The organism is Mycobacterium sp. TY815 (assembly GCF_030755135.1).
GTDB lineage: Bacteria > Actinomycetota > Actinomycetes > Mycobacteriales > Mycobacteriaceae > Mycobacterium.
Window position 1 is genome coordinate 393,677 of record NZ_JAUFRX010000001.1, and the last position, 18,840, is coordinate 412,516.

Here is an 18,840-nt window from a genome sequence, read left to right on the forward strand (position 1 = left end):
GATAGCGGGATGGTCTCAGGTGCACCTGTTGATGACGCAACGCTGGACCAGCTGGCTGATGCCCTGGTTGCGCTCGAACCCAGGCCGAGGGAACTGCGCTGGGTCAGTCTGTCGTTGTGCATCGTCGACGCGGTTTGGAGCATCGGGGCGAACTACGACACGGTCGTCGTTCCCATGGTGCGTGAACGGGTGGCCCAAGCCTTGGGAGTGGAATCCCCGACCGCGCTTGCCGCTGGATTCCGCGCGAAGGATCCGACATCGCTTCAGAAGCTGAAGGAGCTCGGACTCGACCGGTTGACCGAACTGACCAATCGGCAACGGACATCGACCCGCAGCGGAATCCTGAAGTCCGAGGCTGTTCTTGAGCACTGCCGCATATTCCGTCACCATGAGATCGAGACACTTGAGCAAGCCATCGCACTGATGGAAGACGACAGTCGATTTGCTCAGGTGGATAAGGCGCTGCGGGCGATCCCGGGTGAGGGCAGGTATGGTATCCGGCGCAATTACCTGTGGATGGTGCTCGGCAACGATGACCTAATCAAACCTGACCGAATGGTCCTGCGCTGGCTTGAAGGGCACGGGGTCAAGACCGATCCTGACGGTGCGCGCAGCGTTATCGCCGCATTGGTCTCGAAGGTTGAGTTGCCCGGCGGGCGTCGGCCGACTCCATGGGAGATCGACCATGCGATTTGGTTGGCGGCCCGAGCAAAGAAGAAGCGCCGCTGATGGGCGCACTGCTACCGACGTTGCAGGCTGAGCACCTGCGCGAAGGCCTTACCGATTACCTGGCAACGACTTTCGCGCTGACAGACCCCGACGCCCAGGCCGCGCTCACCGACTTCGTCGGACATCCGGACTTCGGAATGTTCAAGGGTCCCTACGTGCGACTGAGGCTACCGTTCGCGCCGGCCGCCGATGACTGGTCGGATCACCTCGCCTGGTGGCCGGAGGGCTTCACGCCCTACGGGCATCAGGCCCGGGCCTTCGAACGGCTCTCGACGAAGTATCGAGACCGTCCCCGACCCACTCTGGTCACCACCGGCACCGGCTCAGGTAAAACCGAGGCGTTCCTGCTGCCGATCCTCGACCACGTTCTGAGGGCGAGGAAAGCCGGCGTCACCGGCATGAAAGCGTTGATCCTCTATCCAATGAACGCGCTGGCCAACGATCAGGCCGAACGGCTTGCCGCATTGATCTCCGGTGACCCGGCACTGTCCGCGGTGACCGCCGGGCTGTACACGGGCGAGCAGTCAACCGGGGGACGGACCCGGGTCTCCGCCGATGGCCTCATCACCGACCGTGCGTTGATGCACGATGCACCGCCGGACATCCTGCTGACCAACTACAAGATGCTCGACCACATGCTGTTGCATCCGGGTCGGGCTGACATGTGGCGGCTCTCCGCCGAATCGTTGCAGTATTTGGTGCTCGATGAATTCCACACCTACGACGGCGCCCAGGGCACCGACGTGGCGATGCTGCTGCGCCGATTGGGACTGACCCTCAAGAGCCACTGCGCCGCCACCTCCAAAGTCACCGATGATGATCGCGCCCGCCCTCTCGGCCGGATCACCCCGGTCGCGACGTCAGCCACACTCGGATCCCGCGCGGCTCCCGTCGCAATGCTGGACTTCGCCCACACCGTGTTCGGGGAGCGATTCGAGGCCGACGCGGTCATCGAGGAGACACGGCTTACCCCGGACCAGTGGCTGACCGCACGGGCGGGGGAGCGCGACGGCGACTTCACCGCGATCGACCCGGTAGTGACCGAGGCGATCGAGCGTATCGCGGCGGTGCACCGAGATGCCGCCGACAACCAGTCCATTGCCGCAGCGGTGTTCTCCGAATTGTTCGACACCCCAACGGCTGACGCGCCGCTGACCGCCGCAGAGATGCTCGACCAACTCAAGCGACATCCGCTGATCGCCGCGGTCCTAACCCACGCTGTTGACGCGCTGTCACTGACGGAACTCGCCGATCGAGTCTTCCCGGCCATCACGGTCGAGCGCGATCCGGCGCGAGCCCGTGCGGCGCGAATCCGGTTCCTCGAGTACCTCTTCGCCTTGCTGTCCCATGTCCGCGCCGAGGTTGGTCGCAGCGCCCTGGGCGTCGACGTCCATCTGTGGATCCGGGAGCTCAGCCGCATCGACCGGGCGGTCCGCGCGGCCGCCGCCTACCGCTGGTCCGATGACGGCACCGTCGCCGACGAGAACGAACTGTTCCTGCCCGCAGTGTTCTGCCGGCACTGCGGACGCTCCGGCTGGGGCGCGCGGCTGGCGCCCACCGGCAGCACCCTGGATGTCACCGACGAGGCGATCCGTGCCGACCACGCCGCAGGCGCTTCCCGTTTCCGGGCGCTGATCTCCGCCCCCGCCGAGGCGCAGGTGACCGAGAAAATCGAGGGGCTGCGTTGGTTCCACCTCGACCACCGCGAACTGCTCGACACCGCCCCAGACCCGGAGAGCGCGGAGATGCTCGACGGCCGGGTGTTGCCGGTACTCACCCTGGTCGGGCCCGACGCCGACGAACACTCCAAACAGGACGTCTGCCCGGCCTGCGGGGCCACCGACGGAATCCGGTTCATGGGCAGCGCGGTCGCCACCCAGCTTTCCGTCACGCTGTCGAACCTGTTCGGCGACAAGAACCTTGACGCCGCCGAGAAGAAAGCGTTGATGTTCACCGACAGCGTCCAGGATGCTGCGCACCGCGCCGGGTTCGTCCAGGCCCGCTCGCACAGCCTGAGCCTCCGTACTGCACTGCGCGGTGCCCTCGGCGACAGTGAGATGGACCTCACCGAACTGGCCCAAGCCGTCGTCGCCCGAGCCGGGAATGACCCGATCCAGCGATATCAGCTGTTGCCGCCCGACATCGTCGACCGCGACGAGTTCATCGGCTTCTGGAATCCCGACGTCCACACCAATACCCGCCGGGCAGCGGAGAACAAGGCCAAGCGACGGCTGCAGTTCGATGTCGATCTGGAGTTCGGTCTGCAATCGCGCACCGGGCGCACTCTCGAGCTCACCGGCAGCGTCGTCGCGGAGGTGTACCTCGGGGCGCCACGGCGGGCGGCGATCATCGGCCGGCGCGCGGTCGACAAAGCCGATGCGACCCAACTGCCCTTGACGGGCGTGAATGACGAAGCCGTAGCCCAGTGGGTGCGCGGAGTCGTCGAACGCATTCGGACCCGCGGCGGCATCCACCACGATTGGCTGCGGCCGTATCTGGAGAAGAACGCCAACCGCTACCACATCTGGGGCGGTCGTCCCCGCGGGCAGGGTATGCCCGCCTTCCCGAAAGGCCGCCCAGCGCCGGCTTTTCCGGCACTGAAATCTGGATCGGGGACGCTGCCCGAAGGCTTCGACCCGATCACCGCACCTGCCTCCTGGTACGCCATCTGGACATCACGGTGCCTCGATGTCAGCCCGTATAACGGCACCTTCCTGGCCAAATCGCTCTTCGCCGAACTCACCGACCAGATGCTGCTCAGCACCGTCCTCACCGAAACCGGCTCCACCGTCTACGGACTGGCGCCGGCCACTGTCCAGGTCGGCGCCCCCACCATGGAGGCGCTGCTCGACGGCCAGCATCTGCTGACCTGCGACGTCTGCCAGACACCGGTCCCCGGAAGCGCCACCACCATCGAGGAACTCGACGGTGCCCCCTGCATGCTCACCCGATGCCCGGGCAACCTGCACCGCGCACCGCGGGCCGACAACTTCTACCGCCGACTCTACGACTCGGCGGAGATGAAACGCGTTGTGGCACGCGAACACACCTCCCTGCTGCCCGACAAGGTGCGCCTCGGCTACGAGAACGCCTTCAAACACGGCGGCACCAACCCGCAGGCGCCGAACGTCCTCGTCGCGACCCCGACGCTGGAAATGGGTATCGACATCGGTGACCTGTCCACCGTGATGCTGGGATCGCTGCCCCGGACCGTGGCTTCCTATCTGCAACGGGTAGGCCGCGCAGGCCGACTGACGGGTAATTCACTGGTGCTGGCCTACGTCCGCGGGCGCGGGGAGCACCTGCCCAAGCTGTTCGAACCGCTGTCAGTGATCCAGGGTGAAGTACGCCCCCCGGCAACCTTCCTCAGTGCCGAGGAGATCCTGCAGCGCCAGTACGTCGCGCATATCGTCGACCGGTTCGCCCGCGACCCTCAGGCCGAACCACCCAGGGACGCCCGCGCGGTTCTCGGCGACCCCAGCCCTGACAGCTGGCTGGGCCGACTGATGGAGACGGCGGCTGTCGACGCTGCGGCGCTGCTGGACGAGTTCCTCGGCCAGTTCGGCGATCACCTCAGCCCCGATGCGGTCGCTGGATTGCGTGCATGGGCCAGCCCGCCTCCGCAAGGGGGCCAAAGCGCGCTCACCGAACACCTGAAGTCGGCGGCCTACCAGTGGCAGCTTGACCTCGACGAACTCACCAAGCGCCTGGAAACCGTCGAGGCAGACCTGCCCGAGTTCGAGAAACGAGCCTGCTCACCTGCGGCCACCGATGACGATAAGCGTGCCCTGCGGACCGCCAAGGGCTCCCGCAAACTGCTTGGCGCCCAGATCAACTCGCTGACCCGCGACTACTGGATCTCGGTATTGGAGCGCTACGGCGTACTGCCCAACTACACACTGCTGGACGACACCGTGACCCTTGACGTTGGCGTCACCTGGATCGACCCCGATACCAACGCCTACATGGGTGAAGAACTCAGCTACCGTCGCGGGTCAAGGGTGGCCTTGACCGAACTGGCGCCCGGCGCCACTTTCTACGCCCAAGGCTTGGCCGTCACCATCGACGCCGTCGATCTGGGCACGGGCGAATCCAACATCTACTCCTGGCAGATCTGCCCGCAGTGCGGATGGGCCGGCATCAGCCAGGTCCTCGCCGGTTCCCAAACCGTCACGACCTGCCCGCGCTGCCACAACGGCGGCATCGCCGACGTCAGCCAACATCTGAACGTCGTCGAGATGACTCGAGTCTCCGCCGAGGTCCGCCGGGACGAAGCCACCATCAACGACAACCGCGACGAACGCAAACGCGAACCGTTCACCGTCGGCATCGCCGCCGACATCGACCCGGCCCACGTCGGACGCACCTGGTTCCGCGCCGACTCCGATTTCGGCGCAGAATATCTGCGCCGCTTGGACATTCGCTGGCTGAACCTGGGCAAGCGGAACTCCCAAGGCAAGAAACGGATGATTGCCGGGCAGGAGACCGCCAGCGGTCTGTTCCGAGTCTGCGCATCCTGTGGCCAGATCGACGGGGCTGCCGGCCGCAACAACCGTTACGAACACCGAACCTGGTGTAAGTTGCGCGATGTCGCGATCGAGGACGTGCGCGAGATCGCCCTGGCCCGGGTCCTACGCACTCAGGGTGTGCTGCTGCACGTGCCGCCGAAAATGGAATACGACAGCTTCGCCTATCCCAGCTTGGCCGCCGCCATCATGCTGGGCTTGCGCCAGGTGATCGGCGGGTCTCCCGAACACCTCGACGTCACTGCCATCAGTGACGCACTGCGGTCACCAGACCGCCGCGCCCTGCTCATCCACGACACCGTCCCCGGTGGCACCGGCTACCTCGCCGAGTTCTCCGACCACACCAAAGTCTGGTCCGTGCTCGCCACAGCGCGACAAGTGGTGCGGGAGTGTCCATGCCGAGATGAGGACCGCCTCGCCTGCCACCGGTGTCTGTTGCCGTTCGCCCCGCCGCAGGACATGGACAAGGTCTCGCGGGCCACCGCGCTGAAGCTCCTCGACGACATCCTCGACGTCGGCGCCCACGCCAATCCCGACCCCAAGGACTGGACCGCCGGCGTCACCGAAAAGGCACCCCCGCCGACCCCGATCAGCGACGAGTCTTTCCTCGAACGCGACTTATACTTCTCCTTTATCGAACGGCTCAAGCTCATGGGCGCCGCGGTCGTGGAGAAGCCCGGCACCTACGGTCCGTCCGCAACCATCACCCTGCAGGGCAAGAAACCCCGGAAATGGTCACTGCGGCCCCAGGTTTCACTGGGCTTCGTCAAACCGGATTTCATGCTCCAGACTGCCGATCCTGAGATCCCGCAGATCGCCATCTTCGCCGACGGTCGTGCGTTCCATGCAAGCCCTGAGAACAACCGGGTCGCCGACGATGCCGACAAGCGTGCGGCGCTGCGTAGTGCGGGCTATGTCGTGTGGTCCTTCAGTCACGAAGACCTGCAGCGGTTCAAGGCCGGTGAGGTTGCCGAGCCGGTTTGGTTCGATCATAAGGCCGCCAAACTCGTCACCAGTCAGTTCCACGTCCAGCCAGGGCTTATCCGTCTATTGGCTAAGGATCCGGTGACGCAGCTCCTCGAGTTCATGGTCGAGCCGGATCCGCAGGCCTGGAAGAAATTCGGTGATCACCTGCCGTATCTGTTCGTGAACAGCGGAAACCGGGTTCGCTCGGACGCGACGTCGATTGCCCGCGCGGCGCAATCTGCGCTCGATGGCGAGGTTGCGTTCCCACCGGGAGGGGACCAGTGGTGCTGGTCGTTCACCGATGGGGGAGTCGCGTTGACGGCCAGTGCGGTGGAGTCGGCGGGTCCTCGCGCCGTACTGGCCGTCGATGACCGCGACGACCGGATCTCGAACCTCGAAGGCAAGGCCTGGAAAGAATGGCTGCGGCTCTCTAACTGGCTGGGGCTCAGCGACCGCCACCGGGTGAGCACGTACTCGCTGCTGTCGTCTGCTCCCACGGACACGGGAGTTGTTGCCGCAGAAGAAGAGTCTCTGCCCCCCGCGTGGCAGGCACTCTACAAAGAGGCGGTCTCCGATGCGGAGAAGCAACTCATTCGTGCTCTGGCAGAGGCGGGTGCCGCTAGGCCCACGCTCGGGTACGAAACGGACGACGGCGAGGTGATCGACCTCGCCTGGGCCGATGCCCGTGTCGGCGTGAGCTTTGACGGCGAGAGCGCAGCGGACGGGTGGACCCTCTGCCCAGCCGATGTTCCGCAGATCCTGGCGGCACTGAAATCGAATGGAGTGATGTAAGTGGCACATCTGGTCATCGCGTCGAATAGCAGGGCGATGTCCAAGCTGGACGGCTCCATCAAGAAGAAGGTGTTCGACTTCTTCGAGAAGCTCAGTGAAGATGACACCACACCCTCACTGCATATCGAGCCCCTGCACGTGGCGTCCGATCCGAGAGTGCGCACCGGACGCGTCGACATCCATTACCGGGCAGTCCTTTTCAAGGTCGAGGACAAGTCGAGTACCCCCACCTACATCTATATGGGGACGTGGAACCACGACGATGCCATCAAACTTGCCGAGAAGGCCACGTTGAAGGTCAATCCCATCAACGGGACCCTCGAAGCACTCATCGGCGAAGTCGAACCCAGCTCAGCGTCGGCCCCCGCAGTTGAGGCTGTTCAGACACCTAAAGCGGCGCCGTCGTATCTGGCTGGGGTGGGCTACACCTTGGAAGACCTCACCGACCGCCTGGGCCTCTCCGCGGCGGTGGCGGCCAAAGCGATGGCCGCACCGGACGAGTCGGCGCTGCTGGACGCCGCCGCCGGTGGAGTTGAGTGGGAGGGCAGCGCGCTACTCGACCTCGCCACCGGAATCTCGATCGAGGACATCCGGGAAAAGCACGGCTTCGCAGACAAACCGGTCGACACCGATCTGGACGAGGACCAGCAGATCATCGAGGCCCTCGAGCGCCCTGCCTCGAAGATGCAATTCGCCTACATCGAGGACAACGATGAGCTTCGGAGGGTTATCGAGGGCGGCGACTTCGCGGCATGGCGTATCTTCCTGCACCCCGAACAACGCAAGTACGTCGACGCTGACTTCAGCGGTCCATTCCGGCTTTCGGGAGGGGCAGGAACCGGCAAGACCGTCGTCGCCATCCACCGCGCACGTCGCCTCAGTCGTGCCAATCCGGATGCGCGGATCATCCTCACCACCTACAACGCCACACTGGCACAGGGACTTCGAGCTGACTTGATCGCCCTGGACCCGGACGTGCGAATCGCGGCGAACCCGGGTGATCCGGGTGTGTACGTCGGCGGTATTGACGCGTTGGGCAAGGCAGTCCTGGATCGGACCCCGCGGGATTTCATTAGCGCGGCTTGTTCAGTTGTGTTCGGGCGCGGTGAAATTGAGTTTGGGCCGAAGCGCACATCTTCGGATGCGGTGTGGCGTGAAGTTGCCCAAAACGTCGACTCTGGTCTCGATGCCAAGCTGGCCACCCCGTCATTCTTGGAGAGTGAGTATGTTTCGGTGGTTCTGGCGAATCGGATCACCACGCTGGAGGAGTACGCCAAGGTTGCCCGGCCGGGTCGCGGTGTTCGACTGAGCCGCCCCCAGCGCATCGGGGTGTGGAAGCTCGTCGAGGCGTACCGCCGCCACAGCCAGATGGATGAGACGATCAGCTTCCCTGAATTGCTCGCACTTGCAGCCGAGGGATTGCGAATCGAGACCGAGAAGTTCGGACGCTATCTCGCTGACCACGTCATTGTCGACGAAGCCCAAGATTTGCACGCCACGCACTGGGCCCTGCTGCGCGCCCTGGTACCCGAAGGACCGAACGACCTGTTCATTGCAGAGGATTCGCACCAGCGGATCTACGGCAGTCCGATCGTGCTGAGCCGATTCGGCATCAAGATTGTTGGACGATCGCGCCGTCTGACGCTGAACTACCGGACCACAGCGCAGAATCTGCGCTTCGCTGTCGGCGTGCTCTCCGGCGCCGACTACACCGACCTCGAACAGGGGGCGGAGAAAACCAGCGACTACCGGTCGGCCCGCAACGGCCCCGTGCCGGAACTCGTCGCCTGCGAAAACCAGACCGCCGAGTTGGACACTGTGGCCGCGAAGATCAAAGCCTGGCTCGCTGAGGGCGACGTTGAGCCGGAGAGCATCGCCATTTTGACGCGCAGCCAAGACGATCGGGATCGCTTCGTCCGCGGCTTGGGGGAACGGGGTGTCACAGTCCGGGCTCTGGACAAGAATGCCGCATCTTCCGGGTACCCGCTGGTGCTGACCATGCACCGCGCCAAAGGCATGGAGTTCTCCAGGGTCATCTTGTCGGGAGCCGATGATAAGCATGTCCCGTCGCCGGCCACCTTCAGGAATGTGCCTGATGAGGAGCGGGCGGAGGCGCTCCTGCGGGAGCGATCGCTGCTTTATGTCGCCAGCAGCCGCGCACGCGACGCGCTGGTGGTGACGTGGAGCGGAAAACGGACTGAGCTTTTGGGGGCAGGGGAGTAAGGGGGCGAAGCGTGTCGAACGATGAACCGGAGAATCTGCCGGTCCGGCGTTCGGGTGAGCTTGTCATCGCAGTCAGCGAGGCCGGCTTGCTCGTTGATGGTGATCCCGGGGCCGTCGAGAGCTTCATAGACAGGATCCAGTCGGCGGCGGGACATGTTGTGGATACGGCCGGTGTTACCAAGGGCGCGGTGGGAAACCTCGCCGGCGGCCTGGCGGTCGGAGCTGCGTCGGCCTTCGCTCAGAGTGGACAATTCGTGCAGTTGTCAGCCAAGAGCATGGAGGCGATCCGCACCGGAAATCTGATTCCAGGGGACCCAGGTTTTTTCCGCATGACCACGGTGGGCAGTGGCGGACAGTTCCTCCAACAGCTGCAGTGGCGTCCTGTTTCGCTTGGGCCAACCCAGATGATGTCCGTCCAGATGATCGCGATCCAGATGGCCTTGAAGATGGCGATTGCCGAAGTCAACGAGTCCATCAAGCGGGTCGAAGGCAAGGTCGAATCTGTCCTCAAGCTGGCTGAAGCCGACCGAATCGGCGATGTCAGAGGGCAGTACGCGACCGTGGTTCGGATGACTCGAAATCTGGACCGCACCGGCGTGCTGCCGGCCACCGACTGGCAATCGGTTGCAGCACTCGGACCTGATCTGATCATCGTGGTCGAGAAGTTACGGGCCCACGTCGAAAGAACGCTGGATGACTTCGACGCGTCAAAACCCGTGCAGGAACGAGCCGATGTCTTGAAGCGAGCGGTTGAAGAAAAGAGCATCGGCGAGACGCTCAACCTTTTGGTCCTCGCGGAAGAGTCTCTGAACAACTGGCAACGCTTGCGGATCGCGCGGGTCCAGGACGTCGAACCGGAGCATCGCCAGCACGTGGTCGACGATGCTTTCGACTTATTGGCTACCCAGGTCGCACAAGACGGCGCCTTGTACCAGCGGGCCACCGAGGTGTTGGAGACATATCGGAAAACCAAGGCGATTGACGGATTCCGCTATTGGTCCGTGCGTGACATTGCCAAGCACAGCAAGACCCTCAAGGAAGACCTTGACGCTTTCGCCCGCGCACGGCGGCATCAACTCGAAGAGTGGCAGGAACTAGCTGTGCCGAGTATTGGGGATGCCGCCTCGCACGTGCTCGGAGTAGCAAGCGATCAAACCGATCGGGCGATCGAAGCTGCGGGCCAGAGTATTTCGAAGGCTTACAACTATTTCGCCGGCGATGGAACCGAGAAGACGCGGGAAGCCATCCGGCGTCGAATCGCCCGCGAGCGTGCTCAAAGCGACGAGAAGCAAGCCGAAGACGGGAAGTCCAAGGCACATGATGACTGAAGATGAATTCCTCGACTCGTGTGAGCGGCAATGGCGTGCCCGCGCAGAGCTGGTTTCGCTTGCTGCGGAGACGCTCGACGAAATCCCGACGGAAAAGCGCGAAGAGGCCCTCGCCGTACTCGGAAAAAAGTTCGGCCGGCTTTGGCCGGGCCTCGCTGCGGAGCGCGTTCTGTGGCGCTGGCCGGCAATTCATGTTCTGACGACAGCGGGTGTCGCAGCGGACCACTATTCAAAGGGCACATTTTGGCCCAAGTTGGCTCGTGTGCTCGACGTAAGGAACAGCCCTCAGTTCCAAACCGCCTGGGGCGACGCCTTCCTCCGAAACCTGGAGAAACTCAACCTTCCGACTTTCGAGCGCGATGGCGACGCAGGCGCGAGGTACGTCGGCCGGATCCTGCTCCACTCGGGGATGCCAACCTACTGCCTGGCTGATTTTTTCAGAATCATTTCGTGGAAACGCAGCCAGGTTCCAGGACTCACGCCTGCGGACTTTGTCGCCTGGGCTACAAACAAGATCGAAGGCTCCGGGTTCGCCAACGTGGACATGCCGGTCCAACGATTCATCCGCTACGGCGACGAATTCGCACTCGACGTTGCGGACCGGTCATTTGAACTTCTCGATGCCGTTGCGGCAGGCGCCTCGGAGGATGATGGTTTGTTACCGCGGCGGTTTTGGGCCGCGGCGCAGGAGCTTCACAACAAGAGAGGTATTGAGCGAGTCGCCGACGACGGGTCGCACCACGCCGGCGGCACAGTCGTCCGACCGCGGCTGGTAATCGACCCCTTCGGGCAAGGCTTACTTCTGCGGCTACCGCCGGTCGGTGATGCGCCCGACGGCAAGGCGGTGTGGGTGGTGACTCTCGACGAGGACGTCCAGCGGGTCGCGACCGATTCCCTGTGGCCGGGCTCCACAGAGCCAGCGCCGCAGACTGATATCGCAATCGGTCGACCGGTACGTGCCGCGTCAATTGCGTTGGCGGGTAGAGAACATCTGCAATTTCCGATGATGGTCATCGATGACCAAGATCCCCTGCTTGCGTTCGGCGAGGACGGTGAACTGATCGCACCCGGTTTACCCATGCCCGCCGCCAAGACGTGGCTGCTGTTTCCCGGTGAACCCGAAAAGCTGGAGGTGACGGGTTCCCTTGAGATTGTGGCGGAGAGCCCGCTGCCCCCTGGATGGACTGGCTTCTGTCTAATCCAAGCCGACCTCTCCAATGCGACGGCCGTAACCGTCCGCGGTGCTTGTCGGTCAGTGCGTAAATTCGAATCCGCGCGCATCGAGACCGAAGCCTCGGTTCCTGGGGTTCGCACCGCAAGCGGGCTTCCTGTCTTCGCTAAAATCCCCCGCGTCGTCGTGCCCGCGACCATGGAGAACGCCACCTGGGATGTGACCTTGCACGACAGCGAAGGAATAGTGATATCCCGTCGTCGCACAAGCGGTAGCGAAGACCCGAATACGCTGTGGGACAACATCTCTCGCCCGTTGGTGGGAACCTATTCGATCAAGGTACGAGGCCCCTGGGGCCGTGGTGCCACAAGGTCGCTGGCAATCGTCGAAGGTCTCTCGGTGTCATTTACACCGAACTGGCGCCGCTTCATCCCTGGAGGTCTCCAGCCCTGCCAAGCGAAAGTACGGGTCGCCGTGGGCGTGGACATAGCACGTTCTCAGGTCGACTTCGGCGAGCGGGATCGCGAACACACATTGCGGGCCACGGCCCACTCCCGATCTTGTTCGTTGGCAGTATCGCCGCCGCATATGACGGTCGCCTACCAGTCCAATGATTCGTCCATCAGCCCATCGGTGAGACCCCTCGCGCTCAGTTGCGAAGACATCATCGAATCCGCGGGTGAGCTCATTCTCGACGTGGGCGCGGCGGCGGAGCCGGTGTTGCACGTCATTTCGCGGGAACGCTCGGTTCAGACCATCGCCCCCCGTCTGGGTCGAGCCGGCGTCTATCGGTTCGACCTCGCGCAATTGGTCGACACGCTCAGGGAACAACCCCAGGTCGCCTTGGCGCTGAGCAACGAGGGCGAACTCGTCATAGCGACCATCAGACCTCGATCGTTGTTCAAGGGAATCACCCTCGACGGCGATGCGCTCCACTTCGGGGATTGCGTCGAAGCCGAGGGGCTGACCGCATACTTGTTTGCGCTGCGTGCTCCCTGGCGCGCCCCGGCATCAGTCCCGATCGTCGCCGGGAAGGCGCAGCTACCGGACTGGCTGATGGATGCCGGTCCAATCCGCGTGATTGCGCGCATCGAAGATCCGTGGATTCCACTGCCGCCACCCGACTGGTCGGATGTCGTCAGGTCAACGGTCCTTGAGAACGACGGTTGGATCATAGGCAGCGACGACGAAGAAAGCGCTGTCTCCATGTTCCTTGCCGGACATCGAACGATACCGGCCGAAGTCAAAAATTTTGCGCGACTTTGGACGGCCAGAGCTCTACTCCAGTTGCTCTGCCTTGGCTCACGAATTGAGCCTGCTGCCAAGGCGATTGACGAGATAATCTACTCGCGCCCTGCTGCCGCCCTCTCAGCACTGGCCAACTCGGAAGTGCCTGTCGATTTGATTCCTACCTTGATGGTGCGCTCCGGCCTCGCGTGGGCGAACCTCGCTGATGCCCACGCCAATACCGCTCCGCCATGGACGGTCCGAGGAGCACTGCCGGCCGCTCTGCTGTCCGCCGCCGATTCGCTGTGGTCAAATGAGGAAATCGAAGCGGCCGAAGTGATCTGCGGCGATTCCGTTAGTGGCATCCTCGACGGTCGCGACCCCTGCGCCTCATCGGGCTGCCTCGACGAGTCCGCCGACCTTCTGGACAGCAACCCAGCTCTCCGCGAGCAATGGGTCAGGACCGCCGGACTGATTCCGCAAGGCATCCTGTCTGCTGACTCGCGCGTCCTGGCCGCGATGGCATTTGTCGAGAAACGTCGCCATCCGCGACTTGAATGGCTCGTGAAACACGCCCGCAGCGTGCTGAAAGAGTCCGAGAGGCTGATGCGAATGATCGGCGACCGAGCTACCCAAGACGCATTCACGGCCCGTCTGCACCGAACACGTACCGGCGACTGGCATGTGGTGCCGGCTCTATCGATGGCTTTCGCTTTGGCCGCTCGTCACGCGTCTCGTGGCAACGCTGATGCACTGAGGTGGGTGATCAGAGAGCAGCGGCCATGGGAAGACCTGGCCCAAGTTGCGCCCGAGCTTGTCACTATCGACTTGATCATCGCCGAGTTGACTGTGGGCCGACGGGTAGAGGGAAAGACAGGAGCTCAGGGGTGACACCAACCAGCATCGATGCAGTCGCGACCTCGGAGGGGATCAAGGCTACCTACCGCCGATATTTGTCCTCACTGTTGGCGGTTCGCGACCCGAGAATTGATGCCGCACTTCGTAAGGCAATCGACAGCACCGACATGCTCGATCGCGGCCCCTACCTCGAGGCGACACCGCCGTACGCGCCCGGCAAGTCGCTGCAGGAGCTAATTTCCGAAGGCGTTCTGTCCCCGAAGTTCCCCGGGATAGTCAGCGATGCGCTGCCTTTGGACCGTCCGTTGTATATCCACCAGGAGGAGTCGATCCGTAAGGCGGCCGCGGGCCGAAACGTCGTCGTTGCCACCGGCACCGGTTCAGGCAAGACCGAGTCGTTCCTCATCCCCATTCTTGACAGCCTCATTCGTGAACATGAGGCCGGCACACTTGGACCCGGTGTTCGGGCTCTCCTGCTGTACCCAATGAATGCTCTTGCCAACGACCAGATGAAACGACTCCGTCAACTGCTGGCCGGCTACTCCGAAATCACATTTGGTCGCTACACCGGAGAGACTGAAGACGACCCACGCAAGGCACGGGAAATGTTCGCCGAACTGAATATCGGCGAGCCGCGAATCGAGAACGAGATTCTCAGCCGCGAGGAGATGCAGACTCAACCGCCGCACTTGCTGCTCACCAACTACGCCATGCTCGAGTATCTGCTTCTGCGGCCGCTCGACATGAAGCTCTTTGCGACGGGAGCCGATTCCAAATGGCGATTCATCGTCGTCGATGAGGCACACGTCTACGACGGAAGCCAGGGCGCTGAGATCGCAATGCTCCTTCGGCGCGTACGGGATAGGGTCGCGCCGGAACGCTCGATCCAGTGCATCGCGACTTCAGCAACAGTAGGCGGCGACACTGATCCCGCCGCTGTGACCCGGTTCGCATCTAATCTGTTCGGACAGCCCTTCAACTGGAACCCTCACGACAGGTCCCAGCAAGACGTCATCATGGCGCGCAGGGTGGGTTCGCCATCCGGGCCCTTCTGGGGCCCGCTCTCCGCCGCCGATTACGAGGAACTGCTGCGAACTGACGACCGCGAGGCCGCTGTGCTAAGGGCCGCAGGCCAAGCAGGATGGCCGGGAACCGGGGGTGGAACCCCAACCGCTGCAACAGCACTGTCACATGAGAAATCGCTCGCCACTATGCGGCAAACCCTCGCCGCAGGGCCTCAGCCCTTCAACAAAGTGGCAGCAGCGACTTTCGGCGACAACCCCTCCGGCACAGCCGGACTAGCCGCAATGGTGGAGCTCGCCAGCTCATTGAAGGAGCCCGACGGCACAACTCCCTTATCCGCCCGCTACCACCTATTTCTCCGCGCGACAGAGGGAGCCTTCACCTGCCTTTCAGCCCGCGGACCACATGTCCACCTGGCCCGCCACAACGTTTGTCCGGACTGTGAATCCCCTGTCTTCGAAATTGGATCCTGCAAGCGATGTGGTGCTGTCCACGTCTACGGCACCCCGTTGAACGAAGGTGGTGTCCTTTACCTGCGACCCCGCAAGGCAGCGAGCAAAGGCCACTGGCTTGTTCTCGGCGACCATGACGGACTTGAAGACGAGGACGAACTGGCCGCCGTTGACGGCGGCGACGAAGTATCCGGAGATCAGGCGAAACTCTGCACGCGGTGCGGCGCCCTTCTCAAACCGGACTCCCGCGAGTGCAAAGGGTGTGGCAACTCCGAACTGCGGCTCGTTCGCCGCCTCAAACAGCGCGGCGAGGAGATCGCCGGATGTCTGGTCTGCGGCGCCCGCGGGTCCGCCACTGTCCGGACCTTCGAGACGGGCCCCGACGCCAGCGGTGCAGTGATCACTACTGCCCTCTATCAGAACCTCCCGATCGCCGACGACCCACACGGTGCCTTGCTCCCCGGTCAGGGGCGCAAGCTGTTGGCTTTTAGCGACAGCCGGCAAGCAGCGGCGTATTTCGCGCCATACCTCGAGGACTCGTATTCCAGGTTGCAGCGACGGCGATTGATCTCCGAAGGCATGCTTGCGGCTCGGGCCGATGAGGAATCGATCGCTATCGACGACCTGGTCTTCCGGACGCAGAAGCAGGCGGTCAAAGTCAAGAACTTCCCGGCCCGCATGACCTCGCAACAGGCGGCACGCGTGGTCGCTCCGTGGGTGATGGCCGAAGTGCTGGCCACTGATGACCGACAGTCTCTGGAAGGCCTAGGCCTAATAAGCATCAGCCTTTACCGCGAGCCCAGCTGGGGGGCACCGGCTCCGCTCTTGCAGCTGGGTCTGTCAGAGGAAGAGGCTTGGGCGTTCTTGGAGGAGCTCGTCCGCACGCTGCGACAGCAGGGCGCGGTCACCATGCCAGAGGATGTCGCGCCGAACGACGAGATCTTCGCTCCCCGCCTCGGGCCGATCCGAGTAAGAGGCGAGGCACCTGAAGCCGTGAGGAAAGTCTTGTCGTGGATGCCTGGCCGGGGCACCAACCGCCGCGTCGACTACACCCGCCGGGTTCTCGCGGCATTGAACAGCGACGCCGATGCAGAAGCTTTCCTCAAGAAGATCTGGGGGTACCTCACCCACTCGCAGACGCCCGTCGACTGGCTGAAGTCCTCCGCTGAGGCAGGCCTAGGGCAGGTCTACCAGGTAAATCACGAATGTCTGCGGCTGCGATGGGTCAATGAAGAGGCGCCGGTGTATCAGTGCACTGTCTGCCGTCGAACAGCTCCTGCATCCGTCCGTCGCGTCTGCCCAGCGCTCGGCTGCGAGGGTGAACTCGAGCGCTTTGTCCCGCCAGTCGGAAACGCAGACCGGGATCACTACCGAACGATCTACCGATCGATGAACGCGGTACCGATGAAGGCCAAAGAGCATACGGCTCAATGGGTTAACACCGAAGCAGCGGCAATTCAGAACAAGTTCGTTCAGGGCGAGATTAATGCACTTTCCTGCTCGACAACATTTGAACTCGGCGTCGACGTGGGTGAGTTGCAAGCTGTGATGTTGCGGAACATGCCGCCCAGCACCGCGAACTATCTTCAGCGGGCGGGGCGTGCCGGTCGGCGAACAGGGTCTGCAGCCCTGGTCGTCACATATGCGCAGCGGCGTTCTCACGACCTGACGAGGTTCAACGAGCCCGAAGTCATGATCTCCGGTCAGGTTCGAGCGCCCTACGTGCCGTTGACCAACGTCCGTATCGACCGGAGGCATGCGCACTCGGTGGCGCTTGCAGCCTTCTTCCGATGGAACTTCGAGATGACCGGCCGTATCGATCGCAAAGCGGGCGAGTTCTTCCTGCCTCAGGACGGTAACGATCCCTCCGTCGATTTGGTCAAACCCTTCCTGACCCCGGTTCCCGATCAGATCCGTGAGGCACTGTCAAGGGTGTTGCCGCCAAACGTCGCGACGGAAATTGATCTTGCCGGCGGTCATTGGGCTCTTGCCCTGATTGAGTTGCTGGAGACCGTTCGCGACGAGCTTCGCAACGAAGTCGACACCATGAACGAGCTTGAACAGACTGCTTCCGCAAGTGGCAAACACGACTTGGCTTCTCGCTATCAGCGAGTGGGCAACACGCTGAGGCGGCGCGATCTACTCGGGTTTCTCGCCAACAGAAATGTTCTGCCCAAGTACGGCTTTCCCGTCGACTCGGTCGAACTCCGCACTAACTTCGGCATCGGCAAATCCGAAGGGGCGTTGCTGGACCTCAGCCGAGATCTGTCACAGGCGATCTACGAATATGCTCCAGACGCTGAAGTCGTTGCCGGAGGCAGTCTTTGGATCTCCCGAGGGATCTATCGCGTCCCGGGTAGAGACCTGCAAGAGTTCAAGTATCACGTATGTAGGCGCTGCGGAGGCTTCCGGTACGGAATCGAAGTCGTCGACGAAAAGTGCCAGTTCTGTGGCGAAGTCTCCCAGTCGGCGCCTAGAACGCTCACGATTCCTGAGTTCGGATTCGTAGCCGCCCCCGAGCCAAAGCGGCCGGGCCCCCGACCGCCGCGGCGGTCATGGGGCGGTGCTGTTCATGTCCTCGCCCAGCCTCCCGAGGCCCGGACGTACGAGGTTCCGATGAACGGTGGTTCGCTTGAGGTTTCCGTTGGTCCCCGAGGCCGGCTCGTGTCGCTAGCTGACGGTCCCAGCGGAATGGGTTACTGGATCTGCGAGTGGTGTGGGTACGGCTCTCCTCGCGTCAAGAGCCCGACCAAGCCGCCGAAGCATAATCACCTGCTAAAGAATCGAAGCTGCAGTGGTCGCCAACACATCCTTGATCTCGGCCATGCTTACGAGACGGACCTGCTGTCGATAAACGCCAACGTTTCGGGCATCCGAGTCTCGTACGCCAGCTGGCTGTCGCTGATGTACGCGATTGTCGAGGCCGCTTCGGAAATACTCGAGATAGCCCGTGAGGACATCGGCGGTACTCTCAACCCTGTTGGTGAGGACCGCTGGTCGATCATTCTCTTCGATGCCGTCCCGGGCGGCGCCGGACACGTCATCCAGGTCGAAGAAAATCTAGATCGAGTTCTGCGAGCGGCACTACGTCGGGTCAGTGATTGCGAATGCGGCCCGGAGACATCCTGTTACGGCTGCCTGCGGAGTTATCAGAACCAACGTGACCACGACTATCTCTCTCGCGGGACGGCCGAGCAGATTCTGCGGCGATTGATAGACAACGAGCTTGCCGAGCAATTCGAAATTTCGGAACCGGAAGAGACGCCAATTCCGGACTCAATACCGGAGGAGTGGAAAGATTTGTACCGCAACGCCTTCGGAGTTGAAAGAGAGCTGTTGACTGCACTGGCGGAGAGAGGAGCGCCGCGACCTGAAGTGGGAATTGAGAGCGGTGGAGGTACTCCGATTTCGATCGCCTGGCCCGATCGTCTGTTAGCACTGGACATCGGCCTTGAAGACGACGATAGACGCGACCTCAAGGCTGAGGGGTGGACCGTCCTAACACTCGAGAAGCTGTTGAAAACACTCAGTGGCTGAGAACCGTC

6 protein-coding genes are annotated in these 18,840 nt (G+C 62.8%); all 6 read left to right on the plus strand.

Features of this window, described 5'->3' with window-relative positions:
- Nucleotides 1-9: 9 nt before the first annotated feature.
- The 6 genes from QXK92_RS01625 to QXK92_RS01650 are packed head-to-tail and all read left to right on the plus strand — an operon-like array spanning nucleotide 10 to nucleotide 18,832.
- Nucleotides 10-729, plus strand: a complete 720-nt coding sequence (locus QXK92_RS01625) for a hypothetical protein (RefSeq protein WP_306239929.1) — start codon at nucleotides 10-12, stop codon at nucleotides 727-729.
- Nucleotides 729-7,013 carry a DEAD/DEAH box helicase gene (locus QXK92_RS01630; RefSeq protein ID WP_306239930.1) on the plus strand — a complete coding sequence of 2,095 codons (6,285 nt, stop codon included), beginning with the start codon at nucleotides 729-731 and terminating at the stop codon, nucleotides 7,011-7,013. The genes QXK92_RS01625 and QXK92_RS01630 overlap by 1 nt, the downstream gene beginning before the upstream one ends.
- A complete protein-coding gene (locus tag QXK92_RS01635; RefSeq protein ID WP_306239931.1) occupies nucleotides 7,014-9,236 on the plus strand; it encodes a 3'-5' exonuclease in 2,223 nt (740 codons plus the stop codon). It begins immediately after the preceding gene.
- Nucleotides 9,237-9,247: 11 nt separating this feature from the next.
- On the plus strand, nucleotides 9,248-10,564 hold the full coding sequence (locus tag QXK92_RS01640; protein WP_306239932.1) for a hypothetical protein: 1,317 nt from the start codon (nucleotides 9,248-9,250) through the stop codon (nucleotides 10,562-10,564).
- Complete coding sequence (locus QXK92_RS01645) at nucleotides 10,557-13,853, plus strand: hypothetical protein (RefSeq protein WP_306239933.1); 3,297 nt, start codon at nucleotides 10,557-10,559, stop codon at nucleotides 13,851-13,853. Before QXK92_RS01640 ends, QXK92_RS01645 begins: the two co-directional genes overlap by 8 nt.
- Complete coding sequence (locus QXK92_RS01650) at nucleotides 13,850-18,832, plus strand: DEAD/DEAH box helicase (protein WP_306239934.1); 4,983 nt, start codon at nucleotides 13,850-13,852, stop codon at nucleotides 18,830-18,832. Before QXK92_RS01645 ends, QXK92_RS01650 begins: the two co-directional genes overlap by 4 nt.
- Nucleotides 18,833-18,840 lie beyond the last annotated feature (8 nt).

Coding starts and splice junctions, on each gene's coding strand:
- QXK92_RS01625 (WP_306239929.1), top strand. CDS start 10: ATGGTCTCAGGTGCACCTGTTGATGACGCAACGCTGGACCAGCTGGCT.
- QXK92_RS01630 (WP_306239930.1), top strand. CDS start 729: ATGGGCGCACTGCTACCGACGTTGCAGGCTGAGCACCTGCGCGAAGGC.
- QXK92_RS01645 (WP_306239933.1), top strand. CDS start 10,557: ATGACTGAAGATGAATTCCTCGACTCGTGTGAGCGGCAATGGCGTGCC.